Annotated in this window: 18 protein-coding genes; 6 read left to right on the plus strand and 12 right to left on the minus strand. The window is 72.5% G+C overall.

What is annotated here, in order from left to right:
- Positions 1 to 234: 234 nt before the first annotated feature.
- Positions 235 to 4,830, minus strand: coding sequence for a glycoside hydrolase family 2 TIM barrel-domain containing protein (locus ACH4S9_RS20300; protein ID WP_398373431.1), 4,596 nt, complete (start codon positions 4,828 to 4,830; stop codon positions 235 to 237).
- Positions 4,831 to 4,995: 165 nt separating this feature from the next.
- On the opposite strand from ACH4S9_RS20300, the gene ACH4S9_RS20305 reads away from it, so the two are divergent.
- Positions 4,996 to 6,711 (plus strand): GAF domain-containing protein, encoded by a 1,716-nt coding sequence (locus ACH4S9_RS20305; protein WP_398373433.1) that lies wholly within the window; start codon positions 4,996 to 4,998, stop codon positions 6,709 to 6,711.
- 135 nt (positions 6,712 to 6,846) lie between these two features.
- Here ACH4S9_RS20305 and ACH4S9_RS20310 read toward each other — a convergent pair whose 3' ends face one another.
- Together ACH4S9_RS20310 and ACH4S9_RS20315 are read right to left on the minus strand one after the other, a co-directional pair.
- Positions 6,847 to 7,689, minus strand: coding sequence for a hypothetical protein (locus tag ACH4S9_RS20310; protein ID WP_385336921.1), 843 nt, complete (start codon positions 7,687 to 7,689; stop codon positions 6,847 to 6,849).
- A gap of 111 nt (positions 7,690 to 7,800) precedes the next feature.
- Positions 7,801 to 8,535: a response regulator gene (locus tag ACH4S9_RS20315; protein ID WP_398373435.1), complete on the minus strand. Its 735-nt coding sequence runs from the start codon at positions 8,533 to 8,535 to the stop codon at positions 7,801 to 7,803.
- A 273-nt stretch (positions 8,536 to 8,808) separates the two neighbouring features.
- On the opposite strand from ACH4S9_RS20315, the gene ACH4S9_RS20320 reads away from it, so the two are divergent.
- Positions 8,809 to 9,390 (plus strand): hypothetical protein, encoded by a 582-nt coding sequence (locus tag ACH4S9_RS20320; protein WP_398373437.1) that lies wholly within the window; start codon positions 8,809 to 8,811, stop codon positions 9,388 to 9,390.
- Between the two features lie 71 nt (positions 9,391 to 9,461).
- Here ACH4S9_RS20320 and ACH4S9_RS20325 read toward each other — a convergent pair whose 3' ends face one another.
- From ACH4S9_RS20325 to ACH4S9_RS20355, 7 genes are all read right to left on the minus strand, one after another.
- Positions 9,462 to 10,130, minus strand: coding sequence for a CBS domain-containing protein (locus ACH4S9_RS20325; protein WP_311725490.1), 669 nt, complete (start codon positions 10,128 to 10,130; stop codon positions 9,462 to 9,464).
- Positions 10,131 to 10,287: 157 nt separating this feature from the next.
- A complete protein-coding gene (locus tag ACH4S9_RS20330; RefSeq protein WP_398373440.1) occupies positions 10,288 to 10,971 on the minus strand; it encodes a helix-turn-helix domain-containing protein in 684 nt (227 codons plus the stop codon).
- A gap of 47 nt (positions 10,972 to 11,018) precedes the next feature.
- A complete protein-coding gene (locus ACH4S9_RS20335) occupies positions 11,019 to 12,098 on the minus strand; it encodes a zinc-binding dehydrogenase (protein ID WP_311725492.1) in 1,080 nt (359 codons plus the stop codon).
- 87 nt (positions 12,099 to 12,185) lie between these two features.
- Entirely contained in the window at positions 12,186 to 13,097 is a 912-nt protein-coding gene (locus ACH4S9_RS20340) for a universal stress protein (protein WP_398373442.1), read from the minus strand.
- Between the two features lie 18 nt (positions 13,098 to 13,115).
- Positions 13,116 to 13,451, minus strand: a complete 336-nt coding sequence (locus ACH4S9_RS20345) for an SHOCT domain-containing protein (protein WP_311725494.1) — start codon at positions 13,449 to 13,451, stop codon at positions 13,116 to 13,118.
- 36 nt (positions 13,452 to 13,487) lie between these two features.
- On the minus strand, positions 13,488 to 14,108 hold the full coding sequence (locus tag ACH4S9_RS20350; protein WP_311725496.1) for a CBS domain-containing protein: 621 nt from the start codon (positions 14,106 to 14,108) through the stop codon (positions 13,488 to 13,490).
- A gap of 96 nt (positions 14,109 to 14,204) precedes the next feature.
- Positions 14,205 to 15,476 carry an FAD-binding protein gene (locus ACH4S9_RS20355; RefSeq protein WP_398373445.1) on the minus strand — a complete coding sequence of 424 codons (1,272 nt, stop codon included), beginning with the start codon at positions 15,474 to 15,476 and terminating at the stop codon, positions 14,205 to 14,207.
- Positions 15,477 to 15,695: 219 nt separating this feature from the next.
- On the opposite strand from ACH4S9_RS20355, the gene ACH4S9_RS20360 reads away from it, so the two are divergent.
- From ACH4S9_RS20360 to ACH4S9_RS20375, 4 genes are all read left to right on the plus strand, one after another.
- Positions 15,696 to 16,526, plus strand: coding sequence for an MIP/aquaporin family protein (locus ACH4S9_RS20360; RefSeq protein ID WP_311725498.1), 831 nt, complete (start codon positions 15,696 to 15,698; stop codon positions 16,524 to 16,526).
- Positions 16,527 to 16,556: 30 nt separating this feature from the next.
- On the plus strand, positions 16,557 to 18,074 hold the full coding sequence (gene glpK, locus ACH4S9_RS20365; RefSeq protein WP_398373447.1) for a glycerol kinase GlpK: 1,518 nt from the start codon (positions 16,557 to 16,559) through the stop codon (positions 18,072 to 18,074).
- A 217-nt stretch (positions 18,075 to 18,291) separates the two neighbouring features.
- Positions 18,292 to 19,866, plus strand: a complete 1,575-nt coding sequence (locus tag ACH4S9_RS20370; protein WP_398373449.1) for an alkaline phosphatase D family protein — start codon at positions 18,292 to 18,294, stop codon at positions 19,864 to 19,866.
- An 88-nt stretch (positions 19,867 to 19,954) separates the two neighbouring features.
- On the plus strand, positions 19,955 to 21,046 hold the full coding sequence (locus tag ACH4S9_RS20375; protein ID WP_398373451.1) for a DUF5937 family protein: 1,092 nt from the start codon (positions 19,955 to 19,957) through the stop codon (positions 21,044 to 21,046).
- A gap of 16 nt (positions 21,047 to 21,062) precedes the next feature.
- On the opposite strand, the gene ACH4S9_RS20380 is transcribed toward ACH4S9_RS20375, so the two are convergent.
- Together ACH4S9_RS20380 and ACH4S9_RS20385 are read right to left on the minus strand one after the other, a co-directional pair.
- The gene (locus tag ACH4S9_RS20380; protein WP_398373453.1) at positions 21,063 to 22,961 is read right to left on the minus strand and encodes a CocE/NonD family hydrolase; all 1,899 of its coding nucleotides are present in this window, start codon (positions 22,959 to 22,961) and stop codon (positions 21,063 to 21,065) included.
- Between the two features lie 8 nt (positions 22,962 to 22,969).
- Positions 22,970 to 23,917, minus strand: coding sequence for a transporter substrate-binding domain-containing protein (locus ACH4S9_RS20385; protein WP_311725503.1), 948 nt, complete (start codon positions 23,915 to 23,917; stop codon positions 22,970 to 22,972).
- Between the last annotated feature and the right edge of the window lie 59 nt (positions 23,918 to 23,976).

Genomic DNA, 23,976 nt, shown 5'->3' on the forward strand with positions numbered 1-23,976 from the left:
CCACCGACCGTTGCGGGCGTGGTGCTGTGTCCGTGTCCCGTAGCCGCCACGACCGGCGTGTCGCTGTCCGATACTCACCACAAAATCACTGGGCTGGTGCTGGATACGGGCCGCTGACTACGGGAAAGAAACCGCATCCGTCACTGTGCTGGAAGTACTCCATCAAGCAGTTCTTTTACCGGGGGTGGGAGGAGGGGCTCTTCCGGCCCATGGGGTGGGCCGGAAGGGCCCGCGTCAGTCCGAGCCGCAGCGCACCGTCGCCGCCCCCCAATCCGCGTGGTCGTGGGCGTTTCCGTCGCCTCCGTCGGTGACCCGCAGCCGTAGCACCTGCGCGCCCTCGACCGTGGCCTCGACCGGGACCGCGGGGTCCGCGCCGTCGACGACGCCGCCGCGGTAGACCCGCTCGCCGTCGGCGTAGACCTCGAAAGTGACGCTGCCGTCGCCGGCCACCTCGTCGTCCAGCCCTACCTCGGCGGTGAAGGTCGAGCAGTTGCCGCCCAGGAAGACCTCCACCGTGGAGTCGGCGTGCACGCCGAGGCCGTGCGCGTAGGTCTTGCCGCCGATGGTGAGCGTCTTGCCGTCGCCGGGGGCGGACTCGCCGTTGCTGCGGTCCCGTTCGACCGGGCCCCAGCCGTTGTCGGAGGTGATGAAGTCCAGCGTGGACACGGACACCTCGCCGCGCGGCGGGGGAGGGGTGCCGTCGAGGTCGACCGCCGCCGAGCCGCTCACCCGCGCCCCGCCGGCCGAGGTCGCACGGAGGGTGGCGACGGCCGGCCGGAGCCCGTCGGGGGTGTTCTCGCCGCGGGTGACCTTGGCGCGTACGGTCGTGGTCCTGCCCGGGGCGAGGTCGCCGAGGTCGAGGGAGCCCGGCTCGGCGGTCCACCCTTCGGCGAGGTCGAGGGCCGCGGTGACATCGCGCAGCGGGGTGTCGCAGGGGTTGGTGACGGTCAGCTCGGCCGAGGTGGAGCCGCCCGCCGGCACGGTGGTATCGGCGGCGGTGAGCTCGGCCTCGGGGGCGCAGACGACCGGGCCGCGCGGGGTGCCGGTGCGGGCCTCGGCGCCGGTCAGTGGGCGTATCCGCAGCGTGTAGGCGTACTCCCGGGCGGGCCGCACCTGGTACTGGGGCAGCACGGTGTGGAAGGTCTCGCTCACGCCGCTCACCGCGTGGTCCAGGTGCAGGGTGTTGCCGCCGGGGTCCTTCCGGAGGGCGAACGGGTACGCGGCGCGGTCGATGCCGGTGTACGGGGTGACCCCGGCCGAGAAGCCCCCGGAGCCCGAGACCAGGATGCCGCTTCTGCCGTCGGACAGCGACGCCCAGCGCACGTCTTCATGGTTTCCGTAGTCCTGGGGCCTGGTGTATCCCGCGAACTGCTCGTCCACGTCCGTGGCATACACCCCCACGGGGGCGCCGTCCTCGCGGTCGTTGTAGTTCTCCTGCGGCCCGCGCCCGTACCAGGTGAAGGTGTCGTACCGCTCGGGCAGCCGCAGCGAGAGCCCGATGCGGGGCAGGTAGGGCACCGTGCGCGCCTTGCCGCGTGCCTCGGCGCGGTGGTCCAGGCGCAGTTCCCCGGTGCCGCTGACGGTGTACCGGAGGGTCTGCGCGAAGGAGGATCCCTTGACGCCGGGCGCGGCGGCCGTGGAGGGCACGGTGACGGTGACCTCGCCGCCCCGCTCGGAGACCGTGACCTTGCCCGGCCCGGTCCGCAGCCGGTCCAGGCCCGCCTCGCGCCACGGCCCTTCCTCGGAGCCGATCTCATTGCTGACCGGTGGGCGCCAGGCGTCGAGCTCGGGGCCGGAGCCGAGCAGCTCCCGTCCGTCGGCCCGCATCGAGACCAGCTCACCGCTCGTGCGGTCGAACCCGTACGAGAAGTCCTTCCCGGTGACGGTGATCCGGCCGTCGGCCGTGGCGGTGGTCAGTCTGCCCGGCGCTCTGGCAGGGGTGGCGCCCGCGAGCTGTGCGCCGCCGATGTCGAACTGCTCGACCGCGACGATGTGCCCGGCCTTCGCCCAGGTGGTGTCCTTGGCGAGCACCGCCTCCACGGTGAGCTGCCGGTCGGCGTCCTCGGGGTTGGCGGGTGGCTTCGGCAGCCGGACGCGCTGTCGCTCGCCGGGGTTGAGGGTGAGGGAGCGGGTCCCGTGGGCCAGGGTCCTGGCCCCCTCGGCGATCCGCCACCGCAGCCTGAGGTCGCCGGTGCCGGTGAAGGAACGCTCGTTCAGCACATCGATCCGCCCCGACGCGGCCTCGGCGCCGGAGATCCGGACCGGGGCGTGTACCGCCGCCATGGCGCGGGCCTCGGGCTGTACGGTGCGGTCGGCGGAGACCACCCCGTCGACCCCGCCGGTCCCCGCGCCATAGGACAGGAACTCCCCCTTCCGGTCGAGCCGGTCGAAGTCGAGCGCGAGCACCGCGTCCGCGCTGGGGTCGGCGGCGAGCTGATCGGGGCCCAGCGCCTTGTGGTAGACGCGGACCTGGTCGACCGTGCCGTGTGCCATGCGGCTGCGGATGTTCTCCTGGTCGGTCTCGGGGTTGCGGCCGATGTTCACCGGTTGGGCGGAGTAGCCGACGGTTCCGCGCCAGCCGGTGGAGGCGGCTTGCCCGCCGTCGATGTAGAGCTTCAGTGCCGAGCCGTCGAAGGTGCCGGACACGCGGTGCCAGGAGCCGTACCAGTCGCCGGGGACGTCGGCCGCGACGGTGTGCCACTCCCCGTCGCCGTAGACGAAGAACTCCAGGGTGTCCTTGTCGCGCATCTTCAGGGCGTAGCTGTGGTCGCCCTTCGCGATCACGGTGAAGCTGCCTGTCCAGTCGGCGGGTTTCACCCAGGCGTCCAGGGTGAGCGCGTCCGCCACCGTGTCGAGCTTCGGGTCGCGGTAGACCTCCACGAAGTCGTCGAGCCCGGACAGCTCCAGCGCCCTGCCCCGGTGTCCCGCCACCAGACCGGGCTTCCCCGAGACATAGGACAGGATGTCGTTGCCGGAGGAGTCGGGCGTGGTCAGCAGCGGCTGGGTGATGTTCTGCTCCGCCCAGTCCCAGATGTAGCCGCCCTGGACCTGGGGGTACTTGCGGACGACGTCCCAGAACTCCCGGAAGTTGCCGAGCGAGTTGCCCATGGCGTGGGCGTACTCGCCCATGATGATCGGCTTGGTGGTGGCCTTCGCCTTCTCCTCCAGGCCCGCGGGGGAGGGGTAACGCGGCCCCCAGACATCGGCGAACGGGGCGTCGCCGTCGGGGTTGTTGGGCTGGTGGTAAACGGGGCGGGCCGGGTCCTCACGGTCCAGGAACTCGGCCATCGCGTAGTGGGCCTTGCCCAGACCCGCCTCGTTGCCGGTGTCCCACATCAGGACGCTGGGGTGGTTCTTGTCCCGCTCGTACATCGCGGTGAGCCGGTCCAGGAACGCCCTCTGCCACTCGGGCCGCTCGGCCAGACAGTCGTCCGGGCAGCCGTCGTGATGGTGGGTCTCGATGTCGACCTCGTCGTCGATCCACAGCCCGCGCGCGTCGGCCAGCTCGTACAGATAGGGATCGGACGGGTAGTGCGAGGTGCGGATCGAGTTGATGTTGAGCTGCTTCATCAGGGAGACGTCGGATGCGGTGCGCTCTCTGGTGGCGTGACGGCCGGTGTTCGGATCGGTCTCGGCGCGGTTGACGCCCTTGACGAGGATGCGGCGGCCGTTGACGAGGAGCTGTTTGTCCTTGATCTCGATCTCGCGGAAGCCGACCGGCTGGGCGGTGGTGTGGGTGACCCGGCCGTCGGCGCCGTGGAGCTGGATGACGAGGGTGTAGAGGTTCGGTGTCTCGTCGGTCCACTTGTCGGGGTCGGCGATCTGGGCGCTCAGGGTGGCTGAGCCGGTGCCGCCGCCGGGATCGACCGTATCCGACATCGTTGTCACCTTGCGTCCGCGCCGGTCGTACAGCGTCCCGGTGACCTCGCGCTCACCCGCGCCGCCCCCGCTCGCGCCGTCCGCTCCCTTGGCGGCGACATCGACCCGGGCGGTCAGCCGGGCGTCCCGGTAGGCGGCGTCCAGATCGGTCTTGACGGTGATGTCGCGCAGATGGGTCGCCGGGGTGGAGTACAGGCCGACCGAGCGGAAGATGCCCGCGAAGCGCCACTGGTCGTAGTCCTCCAGATGGGCGCCGGAGCCCCAGCGGTGCACCTGCACCGCGACCGTGTTCCGGCCCGGGTGGAGCCGCTCGCTGATGTCGAACTCCGCGGGCGTGTAGCCGCCCTGGTCGTACCCGGCGTACGAGCCGTTGACCCAGACCAGATAGCCGCTGGTGACGCCCTCGAAGCGCAGAAACGTCCGCCGCTTCTCCCAACTCCCGGGCAGTTGGAAGGTCTTGACGTAGGCGCCGGTCGGGTTGACGTCGTGCGGCACCTTCGGAGGGTCGTCCGGATACATCTCGGTGGGGATGTTGCGGAACACCGGGTGGTCCAGGCCGTCCGTCTGCCAGGTGTGCGGCACGCTCACGCCGCGCCAGCCCGCCCCCGAGGTGTCATAGCCCTCGGCGAAGAAGTCCTTGGGGACATTCTCGGGGCGATCGGACATATGGATCTTCCAGGAGCCGTCGAGCGACTTGGTCCAGGGGGTGTCCTGGCCGCCCTTGAGCGCGCCGGCGGCATTGTCGTACGGCGTCAGCGGCGCGTGGGCCGGCTCCTGCCCGACCGCGGTGACCTCGGGGTCCTCGAGGAGCTTGTACACGTCCGCGGGCGGGGCCGAGGGGCTCGCCGTCGCGGCGGGGACGGGGGCCACCAGCGTTCCGGCCAGGGCCAGGGGGATGAGCCGGGGCATCAGCCGGGGAAGGAGGCGGAAGGAGCGAAGGAGACGGGGCATCGGGGCCCACCCTTCTCTTCGATGTCGATGTACGGGCTTGCCAAAACAATCCGAAAATCAACAGCACCGAACATTAGCCAACGGACCCTTTCGCGCCAAGACTCCGGGCAGCATTCACCGCCCGGGGTGCGCGGCTACCGTAAGGAGTGGGAGGCGCCGGTCGGCATGGGTAGCGCGAGCAGCTCCAGGAATCTGCCTCGGCTGCGGCTCGACGAGCTGCTGGACGAGTTGCAGGTGCGCATCGACGCGGTGCGGGGGACCCAGGACCGGGTGCACAGCCTGCTGGAGGCCGTGCTCTCGGTCGGCCGGGAGCTGGATCTGCCGCAGGTGCTGCGGCGGATCGTCGAGGCGGCCGTGGTCCTGGTGGACGCCGAGTACGGCGCCCTGGGCGTGATCGGCGAGGACCGGCGGTGGCTGGCGGAGTTCCTGACCGTGGGCGTCAGCGAGGAGCAGATCGCGGCGATCGGCGCGCTGCCGTCCGGCCACGGCATCCTGGGCGAGCTGATCCGCCACCCCGAGCCGCTGCGGCTGGCCGAGCTGTCGGAGCACCCGGCATCCTACGGCTTTCCGCCGGGCCACCCGCCCATGCACTCGTTCCTGGGGGTGCCCATCCGGGTGCGGGACGAGGTCTTCGGCAATATCTATCTGACGGAGAAGCGGGGCGGGAAGGAGTTCGACGGCGAGGACGAGACGGTGCTGTCCACGCTCGCGGTGGCGGCCGGGGTGGCCATCGAGAACGCCCGCCTGTACGAGGAGGCCCGGCACCGCCAGCGCTGGCTGGAGGCGAACGCCGAGGTCACCCAGGGCCTGCTGTCCGGTGTGGACGAGACCCGGGTGCTCGGGCTGATCGTCGGGCACGCCCGGCGGCTGCTCGCCGCCGACCTGGGGGTGCTCGCGCTGCCGGTCGAGGGGAGCACCGACCTCCAGATGGCGCTCGCGGACGGGATCGACGCCGAGGCGCACCGCGGTCTCGTGCTGCCCCGCCAGGGCTCGTTCGCCGGTGCAGCCTTCCTCGGGTCCGAGGCTGTCACCAGCGTCGATGTCGAGAACGACCCGCGGATCACCGAGGGCCCCACCCGGTGGACGGGCCTCGGCCCCGCGGTGGCGGTCCCGATGCGGACCAGCGAGGGCGTCCAGGGGGTGCTGTCGCTGGCCCGAGCGGCGGGCAGCCCGCCCTTCACCCCGGTGGAGACGGACATGCTGCTCGGCTTCGCCGGTCAGGCGGCGATCGCCATGAAGCTGGCCGAGCGGCGGCGCGACGCCGAGCAGCTGGCGCTGCTGGAGGACCGCGACCGGATCGCCCGCGATCTGCACGACCTGGCCATCCAGCGGCTGTTCGCCGCGGGGATGACGCTCCAGAGCACCATGCGCTTCGTCCAGCACCCGGAGGGCTCCGAGCGCCTGCTGCGGGTGGTGGACGACCTGGACGACACCATCAAGATCATCCGATCGACGATCTTCGGTCTCCGGTCGCACGAGGCGGGCCCGGCCGCCCAGGGGCTGCGGGTGCGCACGGCCAGGACGGTCGAGGAGGCCGTGCCCGCGCTGGGCTTCACGCCCTCGCTGCGTACGGAGGGGCTGGTCGACACCGAGGTGCCGTACCCCGTCGCGGACGACCTGGTCGCGGTTCTGGCCGAGGCGCTGTCCAACGTCGCCCGCCATGCGCGGGCCCGCGGCGCGGAGATCTCCCTGGCCGTCGGGTCCGGCCGGCTGACCCTCACGGTCACCGACGACGGGGTGGGCATCCCGGAGGGCGGTCGGCGCAGCGGGCTGCGGAACCTCGCCGAGCGCGCCGGGAAGCGCGGTGGCGAGCTGCTGGTCAAGGGGGCGCCGGGCGGTGGCACCCGCCTGGTGTGGAGCGTGCCGCTGCCGCGGGACTGACGGGCCGGGACTGAGGACCAACGGCCCGGCCGCGGGCGGCGTGGAGCTCGCGGAGATCCCGCACAGCGGACACCGCCGATGGGTCGGAACGGATTGCCGCCTTCAGACGACAGGGGTGACCGGGTCGGCCGGGCCCTAGCCGAGCCGGATCAGCATCTGCGCGTGGTCGGTGACGCGGCGGTCGTCGCTGAGCGCCCAGCGCAGATCGGGCCACTCCAGCGCCTGGTGCAGCAGCGCGGCCCGCGCCGTGCGCGCGGCGGCCACCAGCAGGACGTGCTGGAGCGCCTGGCCGGCCCGCAGCCAGTCGGCGTGGTGGTCGTGCCGGGTGCTCAGCACGGCCACGGTCGGCCGCTGCGCGAAGGCGTCGGCCCGCTCCTGCCCGTGCGGGCCCGACCCGTTCCCGGTGGCCCGGCCGCGGTCGCGGGCGTTGCGCCGCTCGGCCTCCTCGTTGATCCGCAGCAGCTGCGTGGTCTCCTCGTGGCGGGGGAAGTACAGGGTCGCGCCGTGCGTGTGCGCGGCCTCGGTCAGCTCGGTGAGCACCCGCTGCGGCAGTCGTCGGCCGGAGACTCGGCCGGAAAAGGCGAGGCGATCGCCGTGCCGCCGCCAGATCACCTCGTACAGATCGTCCAGGTGGCCGTCGCCCCCGCTCGGCGCGGGCTCCGGGCGGACGGTGGCCAGCAGCTCCGGCTCCGAGGGCCGCGGCAGCAGCTGGACCACCGGCCGCCACCCGAAGTGGGCCATGGCGACCCGAAGGTTGAACACGGCCGCCCCGACGGTGAGGTTCAGGGTCCGCGCCATGCCGTCGGGCCTCTCGGCGTGGCGCGGGACGCGCCCGGGGGCGGCCCGCACTTCGAGCGTGACGGTGTCGGGGTCGAGCCGGCAGTGCCAGGGCGGCTGGGTGTGGTGCATCGAGGGGGCGGCCACAGCGGCTGAGATCAGCTTCTCCAAGGTCGCCGCGTCGAGTGCTGAGGGCTGCATGTGATCTCCTCGGCGGACGCGCGGGGGTTACGGTCACTCAGCCTGCGGGGCGGTGGGCGGGCGTGGGCAGGGGCCAATGGTCCCTGGGCGGGGCCCGGACGTCCCCGGGGGTCAGTGGGCGGAGTCCGGCCGCGCGGAGGGGGCGCCGGGGTGCCGGGGCTCCGCGTGGGTGGCGATCACGGCCGCCTGGACGCGGCGCTCGACGCCGAGCTTGGCCAGCAGGCGGGAGATGTGGTTCTTCACCGTCTTCTCGGACAGATAGAGCCGCTTGCCGATCTCCCGGTTGGTCATTCCCTCGCCGATCAGGGCCAGGATCTCCCGTTCCCGGGTGGACAGCCCGGCCAGCGTCTCGTCCTGCGGCTGCTCTTCGGCGCCGCCCCCGCGCAGGGTGCTCATCAGCCGGGCGGTGGTGGCCGGGTCGAGCATCGACTGGCCGGACGCCACCGTGCGGACTGCGGACACCAGGTCGGAACCCCTGATCTGCTTGAGGACATATCCCGCGGCCCCGGCCATGATCGCGTCCAGCAGCGCATCGTCGTCGTCGAACGAGGTGAGCATCAGACAGGCCAGCCGCGGCATGGTGGAGCGTAGCTCACGGCAGACCGTGACCCCGTCCCCGTCCGGCAGCCGCACATCCAGGATCGCGACATCGGGCCGCAGCGCGGGCCCCCGGGCGAGGGCCTGGGCGACGGTCGCCGCGTCGCCGACCACCTCGATGTCCGGCTCGGCGTCGAGCAGGTCGTGCAGCCCGCGCCGGACGACCTCGTGGTCGTCCAGCAAAAAAACCCTGACCGGACTGGTCGGACTGGTCGGCGCCGGCGGGGAGTGGTGCGCAGAGTCGGTCATGGCGGCCTTCCGCACGGTTGTCGTGGCCCGGCCCCCCTGGGACTGGGACCGGCGATCGGCCCCCTTCAATTGATCATGACTCGCCCCCGGCGGCCGCGCCAGGGCCGAACGGTCCCCGGCGCTCGGGCGGCGGGGCCGATGGTCCCACCGCCGGGTCCGCCCGGCCCTCGCACCCGCGGCCCGCGCGTGCGAGGGTCGTTTGTAGGGAGCCCCCGCGCTGCCGCGCGGGTTTCGCCCCGCAGCACGCGACAGCACACGACAGGGGGTGCGGCGATGAGTGCGAAGGCGCGGGGGCGGCTCTTGTGGCGGTGGCGGCGCAACCCGCTCAAGCGCCGCTCGGACGTCGTGGAGGCCTGGGTCGCGCTGGTCGCGGGCCTGGTGATGGCGGTCGGCGGCACGACGGCCGGCATGGTCACATCCGCCGCCGTGGAACGGCCCCTGCTTGCGGAGCGCGCCCAGCACCACCCCGTCCCGGCGCGGCTGCTGGAGAACGCGCCCGCGGTGGCCCAGGCCGCGGACGGCGGCAAGTTCGGCCGCGTCCCCGCCACCGTGCGCTGGACGGCACCCGACGGCTCGGTGCACACCGGCGTGGCGCGGGTGCACGAGGGGCGGCCGGCCGGTAGCCGGACGGTGGTGTGGACCGACGCGCGCGGCCGGCTGGTCTCAGAACCGCTCACCCAGCGCGAGGCCGAGACCCGGGCGGCCCTGACCGGCGCCACCGCGGCCACCGGTGTCTGCCTGGTGACCCTGGCCGGCCGGCGCACCGTGCGCTGGCGGCTGGACCGCCAGCGCGCCGCGGAGTGGGAGCGCGCGTGGGCCGAGGTCGAGCCCCGCTGGAGCAGCCGCGGCGGCTGAGCCGGCCGTCGCGCTCCGACGGCCGGTCAGGCCGGTCAGGCCGGTCAGTCCGGTCAGGCCGGACGGGCCGGTCAGGACGGCCTGGTGACGTGGTGCGCGGCGGTCAGCCGGTTGTCGAAGTCCACCACGCCCTCGACCGAGCGGATCAGCCGCGCCGCCGCCGGGATCAGGCCGGTGTCCCTGATCTGGCCGGTGAGGGTGACCACGCCCTCGTTCACGCTCACCCGCACCGGCTGCCCCGCCGACGCGGGGAAGAGATACGACACGACCTCGCGCCGCACCTCCTCCTCGATGTCCTCGTCCGGGCGCAGAAACACCTTCAGGAGATCGGCGCGGCTGACGATGCCCTCCAGACGGCCCTCGTCGTCGACCACGGGCAGCCGCTTGACGTGCCTATGGGTCATGATCCGCGCGGTCTCGGCCAAGCTCGCGTTCGCGTGCACGGTGATGGCCGGAGAGGTCATCAGTTCCTCGGCGGTCACCGCGGTCGCCTTGACGATGTCGGGCAGGTCGCGCAGTTGTCCGAGCCGGGCCGGATCGCTGTCCCGGAACTCCTCCTTGGGCAGCAGATCGGCCTCCGAGACCACGCCGATCACCCGCCCCTCGCCCTCCAGCACCGGCAGGGCGCTCACCCTCCACTGCTCCAGCGTCTTCACGATCTCCTTGAACGGGGCCTCGCGGCCGACGGCGACGACGGTATGGGTCATCACATCACTCACGATGTGCGAGGTCCGGTGCACGGGGACCTCCTTCCTTGCTTCAGCGGTACGGGACCACCCCCACCGGGCACGGCGCGTGGTGCGGGACGGCGGTGACCTGCGGTGGCATGGCCGCTACCTCCGCGATCGTGGGCCCGGCCGGGGGCCGGGTGGGGCCGGCGCCGGCGGACCCGGTGGGTCAGTGGACGCGGATCCGGCGCCCGGTGACGCGCGTGGGGTCGATCCGCAGACACAGCTCGCGGCTGCCGCCCGGCCAGGGTTTGCTGTACGCGTCGGCGGCCACGCGCCGTATCGCCTCCGGGTCGGTGACCCGCTGGGCCCGCCCCACCACGAGCACGCTCCAGCCCTCGCTGAGCGCCTCGTCGATGTGGTCCACCTCGAAGGCGACCTCGGCCCCCGCGGCGGCCGCCGGGGAGGCGTCCGGGGCGGTGCGGAAGACCACCGCGTCATCCATGACGCTGTAGTTGACCGGGAGGATGCTCGGACCCTTGGAAGTGGACACCGAGATCCTGCCCACCCCATGGGTCGAGAGCAGGTCGTAGCACTCCCGGGGAGTGAGCTCCACCAGATCCGGGCGGGAGCCCGCCTGGCCCAGCCCCGGCGGCAGCCCGACGCCTCCGCCCCGCAGCTCGGCCGCGCTGGTGTCCAGCGCCGCGGCCAGCCTCAGCAGAAAGCCCGTGCCGGGGTCGGCGGGGCTCTCCTCCAGGTACCGCAGATAGCTCGGCGACGTGCCCGCGCGCCCGGCCACGTCCTCCCTGCTCAGCCCCAGCCGCTCGCGCCGCAGGGCCACGCGCCGTCCGATGTCACCTCCGCCGCCGGGCCGCCGGGTGGCGGCCGGGTCCGGCCGTGCTGCTTCGGACATGGCCGATCACTTCTCTCCGATTTCTTCGATTTCTTCGATTTCTCCGATCACTTCGCTCCGCTCGTCTCCCTGGCGACCAGCGGCCTGGTGGGCACCCCGAGCGCGACCTTGAGCGCCCCGGTGTCGGCCGCCCGCGAGAAGACGTCGTACGCCTCTTCCATCTGGTCGAGCTCGAAGGTGTGGGTGATGAGCGACGCCGCGGGCAGCCGCCCGGCGGCCAGCATGGACAGCAACGTGGGGGTGGTGCGGGTGTCGACGAGACCGGTGGTGATCGTCAGATTCCGCATCCACAGGTCCTCCAGATGCAGCGTCACGGGCCGGCCGTGCACGCCGATGTTGGCGATCCGCCCGCCGGGCCGCGCCATGCGGGTGCAGGCCTCGAAGCTCGCGGGGGTGCCCACCGCCTCGATGACCACATCGGCGCCGAGCCCTCCGGTGAGGTCGTCGACCAGGGGCTCGGGCCCCTCCGTGGTCTGCACCACCGCGTCGGCGCCGAGCCGCTTGGCCGCGTCCAGCCGTTCGGGCAGCAGGTCGACGGCGATGATCCGGCCGGGGGAGAAGAGCTCCGCGGTGGCGATCGCGGCGAGCCCCACGGGCCCCGTGCCGACGACCGCGACCGTGTCGCCGGGCCGCACCCCCGCGCTGAGCACCCCCACCTCGTAGGCGGTGGGGAAGACATCGGCCAGCAGCACGGCTTCGAGGGTGTCGGCCGCGCCGGTCAGCGGATGCAGGGACAGATCGGCGAACGGCACCCGGACGTACTCGGCCTGGGCGCCGTCGATCAGCCGCCCCAGGACCCAGCCCCCGCCGCCGTGGCACTGTCCGTACGCCCGCTCCCGGCAGAACCGGCAGCGGCCGCACGGCGAGACACAGGAGACCAGCACCCGGTCCCCGGGGCGTACGGTGCGCACGTCGCCGCCGGTCTCGACGACCTCGCCGACGGCCTCGTGGCCGAGGACCGTCCCGGGCCGCACATCCGGCACATCGCCCTTCAGGATGTGCAGATCGGTGCCGCAGATGGTGGCGGTGTCGACGCGGACGATCGCGTCGGACGCCTCCTGGAGACCGGGGTCGGGGACCTCGTCCCAGGAGGGCCTTCCGGGTCCGTGGAAGACGAGTGCTTTCATGACCGCTTCCTCGCTTTTGTATGGATATACCCATTGTCCTCGCTGGGCACGTACCGTGCACGGGCTCTGTAGGTGCTCTGTATGCGCTCACTCGCCCCCGTCGATCGGGACGAGCACCACCGGACAGTGGGAGTGGTGCAGCACCGCGTGGGTGACGGGGCCGAGCTGCATCCCCAGTCGGGCCGTATGACGGTGCACCGGGAGCACCACGACGTCCGCCGCGCGCGAGGCCTCCACCAGGGCCTGCGCCGGGGCGCCGCGGGTCAGGTGCTCGCGCACCCGCACCTGCGGAAACCTCTCGCCCAGCGCCGCGACCACCCGGCGCGCACCCTCCTGCTCCCGCTCCGCCCGCGCCGCCGGGCCCTCCCGCGAGGGCAGCGTGTGATCGCCCCGGAACAGCTGCGAGTGCGTCCCCGCGTACAGCACGCGCAGCCGCGCGGTGCGCCGCACCGCCTCCTCGAACGCGTACCGCGCCGCGGCCTCGTCGGCGCTCGTCTCCAGTCCGGCCAGCACCTTGCCGTGGCCCTCGGGGCCCAGTACGGGCGTGATGTCGCCGCGCACCACCAGTAGCGGGCGCGTGGTGTGCGCGGCCAGCCGCAGCCCGACCGAGCCCAGCAGCAGCCCCGTGAAGCCCCCAAGGCCGCGCGTGCCGATGACGGTCAGCGCCGCGTCCGCGCCGATGCGCAGCAGTTCGGGCACCGCGTCCTGCGCCGTCAGGGTCGGCACCACCCGCAGCTCCGGAGCCTTCTCGGCCACCTGGGCCACCGCGAGCCGCAGCACGGTCCGGGCGATCTCCACCGGGGTCCGCTGCGGCTCGGCGCCCACGTCGAGCGCGGCCGGGTCGGTCTGCGCCCACGGCCAGGCGTGCACGATCTCCAGCGTCGACCCGCGCCGCTGGGCCTCGCCGACCGCCCGGTCCAGCGCGAGCCACGCGCTGTCCGAGCCGTCCAGGCCCACCACGACCCGGCCGTCCTGCGGCGGGGTGCCCGAACGCGTCATGGCGGCGGCCTCCCGTCCTCACCCTGGGCCGGGACCGGACCCTGGGCCGGGACCGGACTTCGCGTCGCCCCCGGCACCGGACCCGGGCCAGGCCCTCGGCCCGGCCTGCGGCGGCGCGGTCCGCCCCCGCAGGACGGCCAGCCGCGTCCGGTACTCGTCCTCGTCGATCTCCCCGCGCGCGAACCGCTCGGAGAGCACCCGCTCGGCCGACGACCAGGGCGCGCGGACGCCGTGCTCCACGTGCCGGAACAGCGCCACCGCCACCAGTGCCACCAGGACCCACAGCGCGATCGCGATGAAGGTCAGCAGGGAGTAGCCCCAGCCGCCCATCATGTGGCCGTACCACCAGTACATGCCGGATCTCCTTGTCCCATCACCCGCGCCGGGCCCTCACCCGCCTCCGACCGGCCGGCCGACGGGCCCCGGGCGCGCGTCCTCGACGCGGTAGGTGAGCCGGTCGACGACGGCCACCACCCCGTCCACCTGGCCGGCCATCCGTACCGCGATGGGCACCTCGCTGTGCCGCTCCAACTGCCCCTCCAGCCGCACCACCCCGTCGGTCACCGTGACGTCGACCGCGTGGGGCAGCAGCCACAAGGCGCGCACCAGCACCTCGTCGATCACCTCGGCGCGGATCTCGTGGTCCGGGCGGAGGAAGACCCGCAGCAGATCGCGCCGGGTGACGATGCCGATCAGCCGGTCCTCCTCGTCGATCACCGGCAGCCGCTCCACGCCGTACCGCGCCATGGTCCGCGCGGCGTCGACCACGCTGTCCTGCGGGCGCACCGTGACCGCGGGCCGCGACATCAGCTGCCCGGCGGTGCGGGCCCCGGACGCGGCGTGCAGATCGGCCGCCGAGACCACCCCGATGACCTTCTCGTCCTCGTCCACCACGGGCAGCCCGCCGATGCGATGCCGCGCGAGCAACTCCGTGACCTCCTCGGGCGAGGCACCGGAGCCGATCCGGACGACGTCGTCGGTCATCACATTGCCGATCTTGCGGTGCTTCATCGCGGGCCCCTTCTCCGCCCCTCGCGGCCACCCTCCCGCGACAGGACCCCGGGCGGCATGGGCTGCCCGGGGTCCGATCAGGGACCTTCGGCCCCCTCAGCCCGTGGGGAAGAGACGGTCCAGGTACGGATTGCGGAACTTCCCCGCCGGGTCGAACTCGCCCAGCAGCCGCCCGAAGTCCGCGGCGCGCTCGTAGCGCGCGACCACGTCCGCCGGCGCGGCCGCGGTCAGCTTGCCCCAGTGCGGCCGCGCTCCCAGCGGCAGCAGCTCCTCCTCGATCGCGGCGACGACCTCGAGCACCGCGGCGCGGTCCGGCACCCAGGTGAAGTGGAGGGCGACGGAGTCACGGCCGTAGGCCGGGCTCAGCCACAGGTCGTCGGCGGCGATCGTACGGACCTCGGACACCAGCAGCACCGGCGCGATCCGGTCGCCCAGCCGGCGCAGCGCCGCGAAGGCCTCGGGCGCGGCGCCGCGCGGCAGGATGAGCTCCGACTGGAGCTCCTCGCCGCTGCTGGGCGTGAAGTCGGGCCGGAAGTGCGGCAGCCGCTCGTGCCAGGGCCCCGGCACGCCCGCCTGCGCGGTGCAGTGCGAGGGCGGCATGCCGGGCACGGGGTGGCGGGGGCCGTCGGCCGGGCGGGCGCCCAGCCACGGCTGCCCCGGCCGGGGCGGACCGGGCCGGTCGGTGCGGCACTTGAGCCACACCACCCCGTCCCCGGCGTGCCAGTCGGTGAACACGCTCACGCTGTACGCGGCGCCGAACACCTCGTCGAAGCTGTCGGCCAGCCGGTCCAGGGGCAGCCCGTCGTAGACCCACTGGGCCACCTCGAAGGACGGCTCGATGTCCAGGGTGACGGCGGTGACGACGCCGAGCCCGCCCAGCGAGACCGCCGCCCCGGCCAGCCGGTCCGCGTCCGCCTCCCGGCTCAGCCGCGTCAGGTCTCCCTCCGGGCCGACGATCTCAAGACCCGCCACCGACGCCGCCAGGCCGCGCTGTGCGACGCCGGAGCCGTGGGTGCCGGTCGCACAGGCCCCCGCGACCGTGATGTGCGGCAGCGAGGCGAGGTTGGCCAGCGCGTGGCCCGCCGGCTGAAGGGCCTCGGCGACCTGGGCGTACCGCATGCTCGCGGCGACGGTCACCCGTGAGCCGTCGGGGTCGATCTCGACCCGCTGCGGCAGCCGGTCGAGGCGGATCAGATCGCCGCTGGTGTCGGCTATGCGGTTGAAGGAGTGGCCGGTGCCGAGCGCGCGGACGCGCTCGGCGGAGCCGACGATCCCTCGCAGCTCGTCGACCGAGGTCGGTCGGTGCACCCGGGCCGCACCGAAGGTGATGTTTCCGGCCCAGTTCGTCGGGGCTCCGGTTGTCAGCATCCGCGTTCCTGATCCTGTCCTGGAAGTGCTCGGTTTCGGTCAAGGGGTTCTGGCCGAAGTGGTCGCCCGGCGAGGCGGCCAGGAACCGTAGTACAGGGCTGCCCACCACCTCGTACAGTCCCACGCGCCCCTCAGTTGCCCCGATCGGCCCAGCTGCGGAAGCCGCCGGGACCCGGCCCGGTCACGATGGTCGTCACAGCGCCGGAGACAGGTGGCCCGATGAGCGAGCAGAAACCAGCCGCCCACAGGACGGGGCTGATCGGCGAGCTGTCCGCCGAGTTCGTCGGCACCATGGTCCTCATCCTCTTCGGCTGCGGCGTGGTGGCCCAGGTGGTGGCGGGGGGACTGGGCGACCACGACAGCATCGCCTGGGCCTGGGGGCTCGGCGTCACGTTCGGGGTGTACGTCGCGGCCCGGCTCAGCGGCGGCCACCTCAACCCCGCCGTCACCCTCTCCCTGGCGGCGTTCAAGGGCTTCCCGTGGAGCAAGGTCCTGCCGTACGCGATCGCGCAGACCGCCGGGGCGTTCGTGGCGGCCCTGCTGGTGCGCTGGAACTACACCGAGGTGCTGGCCAAGGCCGATCCGGGGCACACCCTCAAGACCCAGTTCGTCTTCTCCACCCTGCCCGGCAACGGTGTGCTTCCGGTCAGTGAGTGGGGTGCGCTGCGCGACCAGGTCATCGGCACCGCGATCCTGATGCTGCTGGTCTTCGCGGTCACCGACCTGCTGAACACGCCCCCGGGCGCCAACCTCGCCGCCGTCGTCATCGGGCTCATCGTGGTCGCCATCGGCATGGCCTGGGGCACCGACGCGGGGTACGCCATCAACCCGGCCCGTGACTTCGGCCCCCGCCTCGCCAGCTTCATCACCGGCTATGACACCGCCTGGCGGGATCAGTACGGAAACCTCTACTTCTGGGTGCCCATCGTCGGCCCCCTGGTCGGCGGCCTGGTCGGCGGGGCCCTCTACCGAATCCTGGTCAGCCCCTTCCTCCCGGTGCTCGGGCCCGGGCCGCAGGAGGTGGGGCAGACCCCGTCCCCCGAGACCTGAGCCGAACCCCGAGCCACGAGAGGCGGCAGGATGCCGGAATTCGTCGGTGCGGTGGACCAGGGAACCACCAGCACCCGCTTCATGATCTTCAACCACGACGGCGCCGAGGTGGCGAAGTACCAGCTCGAACACCGCCAGCTGCTGCCGCGCTCCGGATGGGTCGAGCACGACCCGGTGGAGATCTGGGAGCGCACCAACTCGGTCATGCAGAACGCGGTCCGGGCCAGTGGACTGGCGCCCGCCGACCTGGCGGCGATCGGCATCACCAACCAGCGGGAGACCACCGTCGTCTGGGATCCGCGCAACGGAATGCCGTACTACAACGCCATCGTCTGGCAGGACACCCGCACCGACACCATCGCCGCCGGCCTGGAGCGCGACGGCCGCGGCGAGGTCATCCGCCGCAAGGCCGGCCTGCCCCCGGCCACCTACTTCTCCGGCGCGAAGATCCAGTGGATCCTGGAGAACGTCGACGGCGTACGCGAGGCGGCCGAGCGCGGCCACGCCCTGTTCGGGACCACCGACAGCTGGGTGCTGTGGAACCTCACCGGCGGCCCCGGCGGTGGTGTCCACGCCACCGATGTCACCAACGCCAGCCGCACCATGCTGATGAACCTGGAGACCCTGGACTGGGACGACGAGCTGCTGGAGATCTTCGGCGTGCCGCGGGCGATGCTGCCCACCATCAACCCCTCCGCCCACCCGGAGGCGTTCGGCCGCACCCGCACCACCCGCCCGCTGCGCACCGCAACCCCCATCACCGGGGTGCTCGGCGACCAGCAGGCGGCCACCGTCGGCCAGGTGTGCTTCGCGCCGGGCGAGGCGAAGAACACCTACGGCACCGGCAACTTCCTGCTGCTCAACACGGGCACCGAGCTCGTCCGCTCGCGCAGCGGGCTGCTCACCACCGTGGCGTACCGGTTCGGCGACGGCCCCACCGTCTACGCCCTGGAGGGCTCCATCGCGGTGACCGGCTCGGCCGTGCAGTGGTTGCGCGACCAACTGAAGATCATCGACGACGCGGCCGCGAGCGAGCGGCTGGCCCGCTCCGTCGAGGACAGCGGCGGGATGTACTTCGTCCCGGCGTTCTCCGGGCTGTTCGCCCCGTACTGGCGCTCCGACGCGCGCGGCGCGATCGTCGGCCTCTCCCGCTACCACAACGGCGGCCACCTGGCGCGGGCCACGCTGGAGGCCATCTGCTACCAGACCCGGGACGTGGTGGGGGCCATGGACCAGGACTCCGGGGTCCACCTCGATGTGCTCAAGGTGGACGGCGGGGTCACCGGGAACGACCTGTGCATGCAGACCCAGGCCGATGTCCTCGGCGTCCCGGTCAGCCGCCCACAGATCGCCGAGACCACGGCGCTCGGCGCCGCCTACGCCGCGGGTCTGGCCGTCGGCTTCTGGCGCGACACCGATGAACTGCGCTCGCACTGGCGGGAGTCCAGGCGGTGGGAGCCGCAGTGGAGCCGGGAGCGCCGGGAAGAGGGCTACGCGGGCTGGAAACGGGCCGTCGAGCGCACGCTCGACTGGGTGAAGATCCACTAGCGGGCCCCCCATGAGCCGCCCTCGCCGGCGCTCCCGGGCCGGGCCGAGATGACACGACGACGCGCGCCATCACGGGGCCTGACACTCCGTCGGCGCTCACTGAACATGGACGCGTCATCTTCTGGACAGATCCTGTTCAAGGGCCGTCCCCGGTCTGCCTGAAAACGTCTCGTCCGGTCACAATGACCCATCGCTCGATGTGACGAGAGGGACCGCCATGCCTGGACAGGCCACCGGATCACAGCCATCCGACAGATCCCCTTCCGACAGACGCCAATTCCTCGCCGCCGGTGCCGCGGCCGTCGGCGCGGTAGCCGTGGGCCAGTTGGCCCTCGCGGGCACCGCGCGCGCCGCGGACCCCGCCCTGCCCAGTGGCGTGTTCACGCTCGGCGTGTCCTCGGGTGACCCGCTGCCCGACGGGGTGGTGCTGTGGACCCGGCTCGCCCCCGACCCGCTGAACGGCGGCGGCATGCCCGACCGGCCCGTCGACGTCGCCTGGCAGGTGGCCGAGGACTCGCGCTTCCGGCGCATCGTCAGGCAGGGGACCGCGCAGGCCCTGCCCGCCCTCGGCCACAGCGTCCATGTGGATGTGCGCGGCCTGAGGCCGCACCGCGAGTACTGGTACCGCTTCCGCGCCGCGGACCAGATATCCCCGGTCGGCCGCACCCGCACCGCCCCCGCGCCGAACGCCGCCGGCCCGCTGCGCCTGGCCCTGGCCTCCTGCCAGAACTGGCAGCACGGCTACTTCACGCCGTATGCCGACATGGCCGAACAGGACCCGGACGCCGTGCTGTTCGTCGGCGACTACATCTACGAGAGCTCCCCCTCCGCCACCGCCGTACGCCGCCACGAGGGCAACGGCGAGCCGTACTCGCTCGTCCAGTACCGCAACCGCTACGCGCAGTACCGCACCGACCCCGACCTGCTCCGGATGCACGCCCAGGCACCCTGGATCGTCACCTTCGACGACCACGAGGTGGACAACGACTGGGCGGGCGAGATCCCGCAGGACCCGGACAAGCAGTCGCACGACGCGTTCGTCGCCCGGCTCACCGCCGCCTACCAGGCGTTCTACGAGCACATGCCGGTGCGCGCCACCGCCGTGCCAGGCGGCCCGCACATCACGATGTACCGCAGCCTCGACTTCGGCCGCCTGGCCCGGCTCCAGGTGCTGGACACCCGGCAGTACCGGAGCGACCAGGTCACCACGCAGGAGGGCGCGCAGAGCCCGCTGCTGACGATGCTCGGCGCCGAGCAGAAGCGGTGGCTGCTGGACGGGCTGCACCGCTCGCCCGCCCGCTGGAACCTGATCGGCTCACAGATCATGATGGCCGAGACCGACCGGCTCGCGGGCCCGGGCAAGCTCTGGTTCTACGACGCCTGGGACGGCTACCAGGTGGAGCGCAACGCGCTGATGGCCGAGTTCGCCCAGGTCCGCAACCCGGTGGTGCTCTCAGGGGACCGCCATCTGACGATGATCAGCGACCTCAAGCGGGACTTCGCCGACCCCGCCTCGCCGGTGGTGGGCGCCGAGTTCGTGGGCACCTCCATCACCTCCAACGGAGACCAGGACCAGGACGCCTTCCACGCCGAGTTCGACCCCCTGGTCCCCGACAACCCGCACTGGAAGCTCCTCGACGCCCACCGCGGCTACCACCTCTTCGACATCGACCGCGGCGGCATCGACGCCCAGGTGCGGATCGTGGACACCGTCACCCAGCCCCGGTCGGCGGCGCGGACCCTGGCGCGGCTACGGGTGGAGAACGGGCGGCCCGGAGTCGACCTGGTGTGACCCCGGCCCGGGCCCCGGCCCGTCGCCGCGGCGGGCCCCGCCGTGGCCGCCCGCGATGCCGCTGCCAGCGGGTATGTAGGCTGCCCCCGTGGGGATCACGCTCGACCTGAGAAACGCGCGATCGGCCGATGTGCACGTCGGCCGATCCGCGCTGGCCGAGCTGATGTCCGTGCTGCACATCCTGGCCGAACCGGACCACCATCCGGAGGCCCAGCGCTGGACCCGTCAGCTCGGAACGACCTTCGACGACTCCCTGGCCAACGAGATGAGCGCGCTGTCGCCGCTGTGGGCGCGTCTTCGGTGCCGGCTGCTGTTCCCTCTGGCGTTGCCGCTGGACCAGACCTTGGAAGGGGAGCTGCGGCACCTGGAGAAGCTGCCCCTGGATGAGTTCGTCGATCTGTGTGCCCAGGGGGTTCTCGGCTTCCGCGAGGCCGTCCCCCCGGCGCGCCTCCTGCTGGACGACAAAGAGGCCGCCCGCTGCTATGTCACGCAGTGTGAGCGCCGATCCTTCCGGCGCGGGGCACTGGCGCACGACCTGATGGCCTCGCCGGAGGACGTGCGGGCCCGACTGATCAACTTCCTGGACCGCTGCGGGGGAGCGTTCTTCGCGGCCGAGTGGCGCGCGGTGCACGACCGGCTGGAGGCGGCCGCCATGCGGTTCCGTACCGAGGTGACCCGCAAGGGTCTGGCCGAGGTGCTGGCAGGGCTCAGCCCGACCGCGGTGGTCGCGGGGGACGGCTCACACGTCCGCTACGACAAGCTGGCGATCGCGGAGATCGGGATCGGGCCCAGGCAGTTGTTCCTGGTGCCCTCGGTGCATGTGTGGCCGCATCTGACCATCAAGGACGAGCGGTCCTATCCGGTGGTGCTCCAGTTCGCGGCACCGGAGGTCCGGGCGCCCGAGCAACTCACGCTGCGGCAGCTGCACGCCCGGCTCTCCGTGCTGGCCTCTCCGGGCCGGATGGAGCTGTGCCGCCATCTGCTGGGGGAGCCGATCACCACCTCCGAGCTGGCCAAGCGGCTCGGCCTCGATGACACACAGGTCTCCCGCACCCTGAGGCAGCTCAGGGAGGCCGGCCTGATCGAATCGGAACGGGAGGGCAGGTACGTCTACCACCGGCTGGCCACCAGCACCCTGCTCCGGCTGGGGCAGGATGTGCTGGCGACCATCATGCGGTGACCGCTCGCCGGGGCCCTCAGGCGCTGTCGTCGGCTTGGCCGGGCTGGGTCCACAGCAGCACGGCGGAGGGGTGCTCGGCGTCCATGTGGACCCGGTTGGTGGCGATCACCTTGCGGCGGGTCACCGCCTCGGGATCGCCGGTGCCCGAGTTGACGTCGAAGCGGGGGAAGTCGCTGGAGGAGATGTCGACCCGCAGCCGGTGCCCGGCCTCGAAGCGGTTCGCCGTGTCCGGTGCCGCGATCTCGATCTCGTAGATCTCGCCCGGCATCAGCGGCTCGGGGTGCTCGAACGACTTATGGAAGCGGCACCGGAAGATGCCCTCGGTCAGGTTCATGGCGAAACCGTGCGGATAGTCGTCGTTGGGCGGGTGCACATCGACCAGCTTCACGGTGAAGTCGGTGTCCACAGCGGTCGAGGAGATGAACAGCCGGGCCGTGACCGGGCCCGCCACCACCAGCGGCTCTGCCAGCGGCGGGGTGACCAGCGAGATCACATCGGGCCGGGCGTTCAGCGGCAGATACGGCTCCCGCGCCCCGTAGAACCGGGCGTCCGGCACCTGGTCGAAGGCGCCCCCGACCATGACCGGCTCGCCCGAGGTCACCTGCCCGCCCAGGGTGGGCACCGGATCCGCCGGGTCGAAGTCGTACTCCACCCATGCCCGCCGCCCGGTCGGCGGCCGCTCGCTCAGCTCGCCCGAGGCGTGGCAGTAGAACGCCGTCTCGCGCGCCCCCGAGGGCGGCCACCGCGTGTCGGTCCGCCACTGGCCGCCGTGGCGCATCCGGCCGGCCTCGTCCCGGCGGCCGTCCCCGCCGCCCATGAGGAAGTACCGGACCCGGGGAATGGACTCCGGATCGCCGTCATGCCGGAGCACCGCGTCGAACCAGTGCCGTCGGAAGGACAGATACGAGGCGTCGAGGTTGTCGCTGAGCGTGGCCGCGGGGCCGAAGTCCACATCGCCGGCGTATGTGACGCAACGGTGGCCGTGCGTCCAGGGCCCCATCACCAGATACGCGGGGGAGTCCTTCAGACGGCCCATCGCCGTGAAGTTCTCGATGGTCGAGCGCACGTACGGGTCGTACCAGCTGGACATGTGCAGCGTGGGGACATCGGGGAAGCGGTCGTAGTGGCCGCGCCCGTAGATCGCCGGCTGCCGCCAGTACGCCCCGAAGGAGTCGTTGCGCCACTGGTCGAGCAGATAGTCCTCGTACGGGCCGACCTGGCGCAGCGGTGAGACGCCCGGCCGCCACGGCAGGACGGTGAACCAGTCCCGCAGGTCGGTGCCCTCGAACGCCTTGCGCACCAGCGGGTCGCGGGCGGCCTCGGGGCTCTCCTCGCCGTGCCGGAACGCCCACGTGACCTGCTTGAGCTCAAACGCCCCGCCCATCCGCATGCCTGCCTCGTACGCGCTCGCGAAGCCGCCGGAGTCCATGAACATCGCGGCCAGGGGACCGGGGGACTCGGCCGCGGCCGCCGTCTGGGCGTGTGCCGAGTAGGAGACCCCCATCATCGCCACCCGGCCGTCGCACCAGGGCTGGGCCGCGATCCACTCGATGGTGTCCGCTCCGTCGGGCCCCTCGCCCAGGTACTTGACAAAGGTGCCCTGCGAGTCGCCCCGGCCGCGGCAGTCCTGCCGCACGACGTGGTACCCGGCGCGCACGAAGTACGCGGAGGTCTCCTCCGGCGTCGGCAGCGGCTCGTCGTGGCGGTTCTGGTCCGAGCCGCGGATCTGGCGGCGGCCGTACGGGGTGCGCTCCAGGATCACCGGGCGGGGCTCCGGCCGTGCGGCATGGGAGTACAGGTCCGCGGCCAGCACCACGCCGTCGCGCAGGGGGACTCCGAGGGTGCGCCGCCACATCCCGCGCTCGGCCAGGTGCTCCAGGGGGGCGGTGTCGGTGGTGTCGGTGGTCTGTGTCATGGAACCGGTCACTTGGTCTGGGACTGCTTCGAGCCGTTCACGGCGAGCTGGGACTTCGACACCGTGGACAGCGGGAGACGCCACAGGCCGAACAGCTTGGCGTAGGTGCCCGATTCGTACATTTCCCGCAGCGCCTTGGTGATCACGGGGGCGAGCCCGGAGCCCTTCTTGGCCTCGATGCCGTAGATCGCCGTCGCGGCGGGCAGATCGAGGATGTCCTTGAGCTCCAGCGTCTGGAAGCGGCCGTTCGAGCCGCTGCTGGCGGAGGTGTTGGCCGCACTCGGCGCGGCTACCGCCTCGATGCGCTTGCTCTGGAGCGCGAGGGCGGCGCCGGACAGGTCGGGGAAGACCTGCTCGTCGACGGCCGGCTTGCCCTTCGCGGCGCACCGCTCGGTGAGCGCGGCGACGACGTTCTGGGTGCCCGCGCCCTTCTCGACGCCGACCTTGCGCCCGCAGACCTCCAGCCCGGTCTTGGGCTGGAAGGAGGCCGACTTGTTCACCATCAGCGTCACGCTGCTCTTCGCGAAGTCGGCGAAGTCCACCTGCTCCTGACGCTCGACGAAGTCGCCGGCAGGCGCGCTGAGATGGATGCGGCCGGACTTCAGACCGGGAATGATCGCGTCGAAGGTGGTCTTCTCCACCTTGATCTTCACCCCCAGCATGGCGGAGAGCTGCGCGGCCAGGTCGGGCACCAGACCCGTCACGCGCCCGTCCGAGCCGAAGGTGTTGTACGGCGCGTACTCGCTGACGCCCATGATCAGGGTCTTGTTCCTGTACTGCGCGGGCACCTCGGCGGCCAGCTCGCGGTCCAGCGGTTCGAGGCGCACGGCGGCCGACGACTTGGCCTTGGGCTTGTCGGTGCCGGCGGAGTCGTCGACCGAGCAGCCGGCCAGGGTCAGGGACAGGGCGAGGGGCAGGGACAGGGCACCCAGGGCGGCGCGGGGACGGTTGCGCATGGAAGAGGTCCGTTCGGGAGGAGTGTGCAGGGGGGACCGGGGAGGCTGAGGGCGAGGGG

The sequence above is a fragment of the Streptomyces sp. NPDC021225 genome, from assembly GCF_044332865.1.
In the GTDB taxonomy this organism is placed as follows: domain Bacteria; phylum Actinomycetota; class Actinomycetes; order Streptomycetales; family Streptomycetaceae; genus Streptomyces.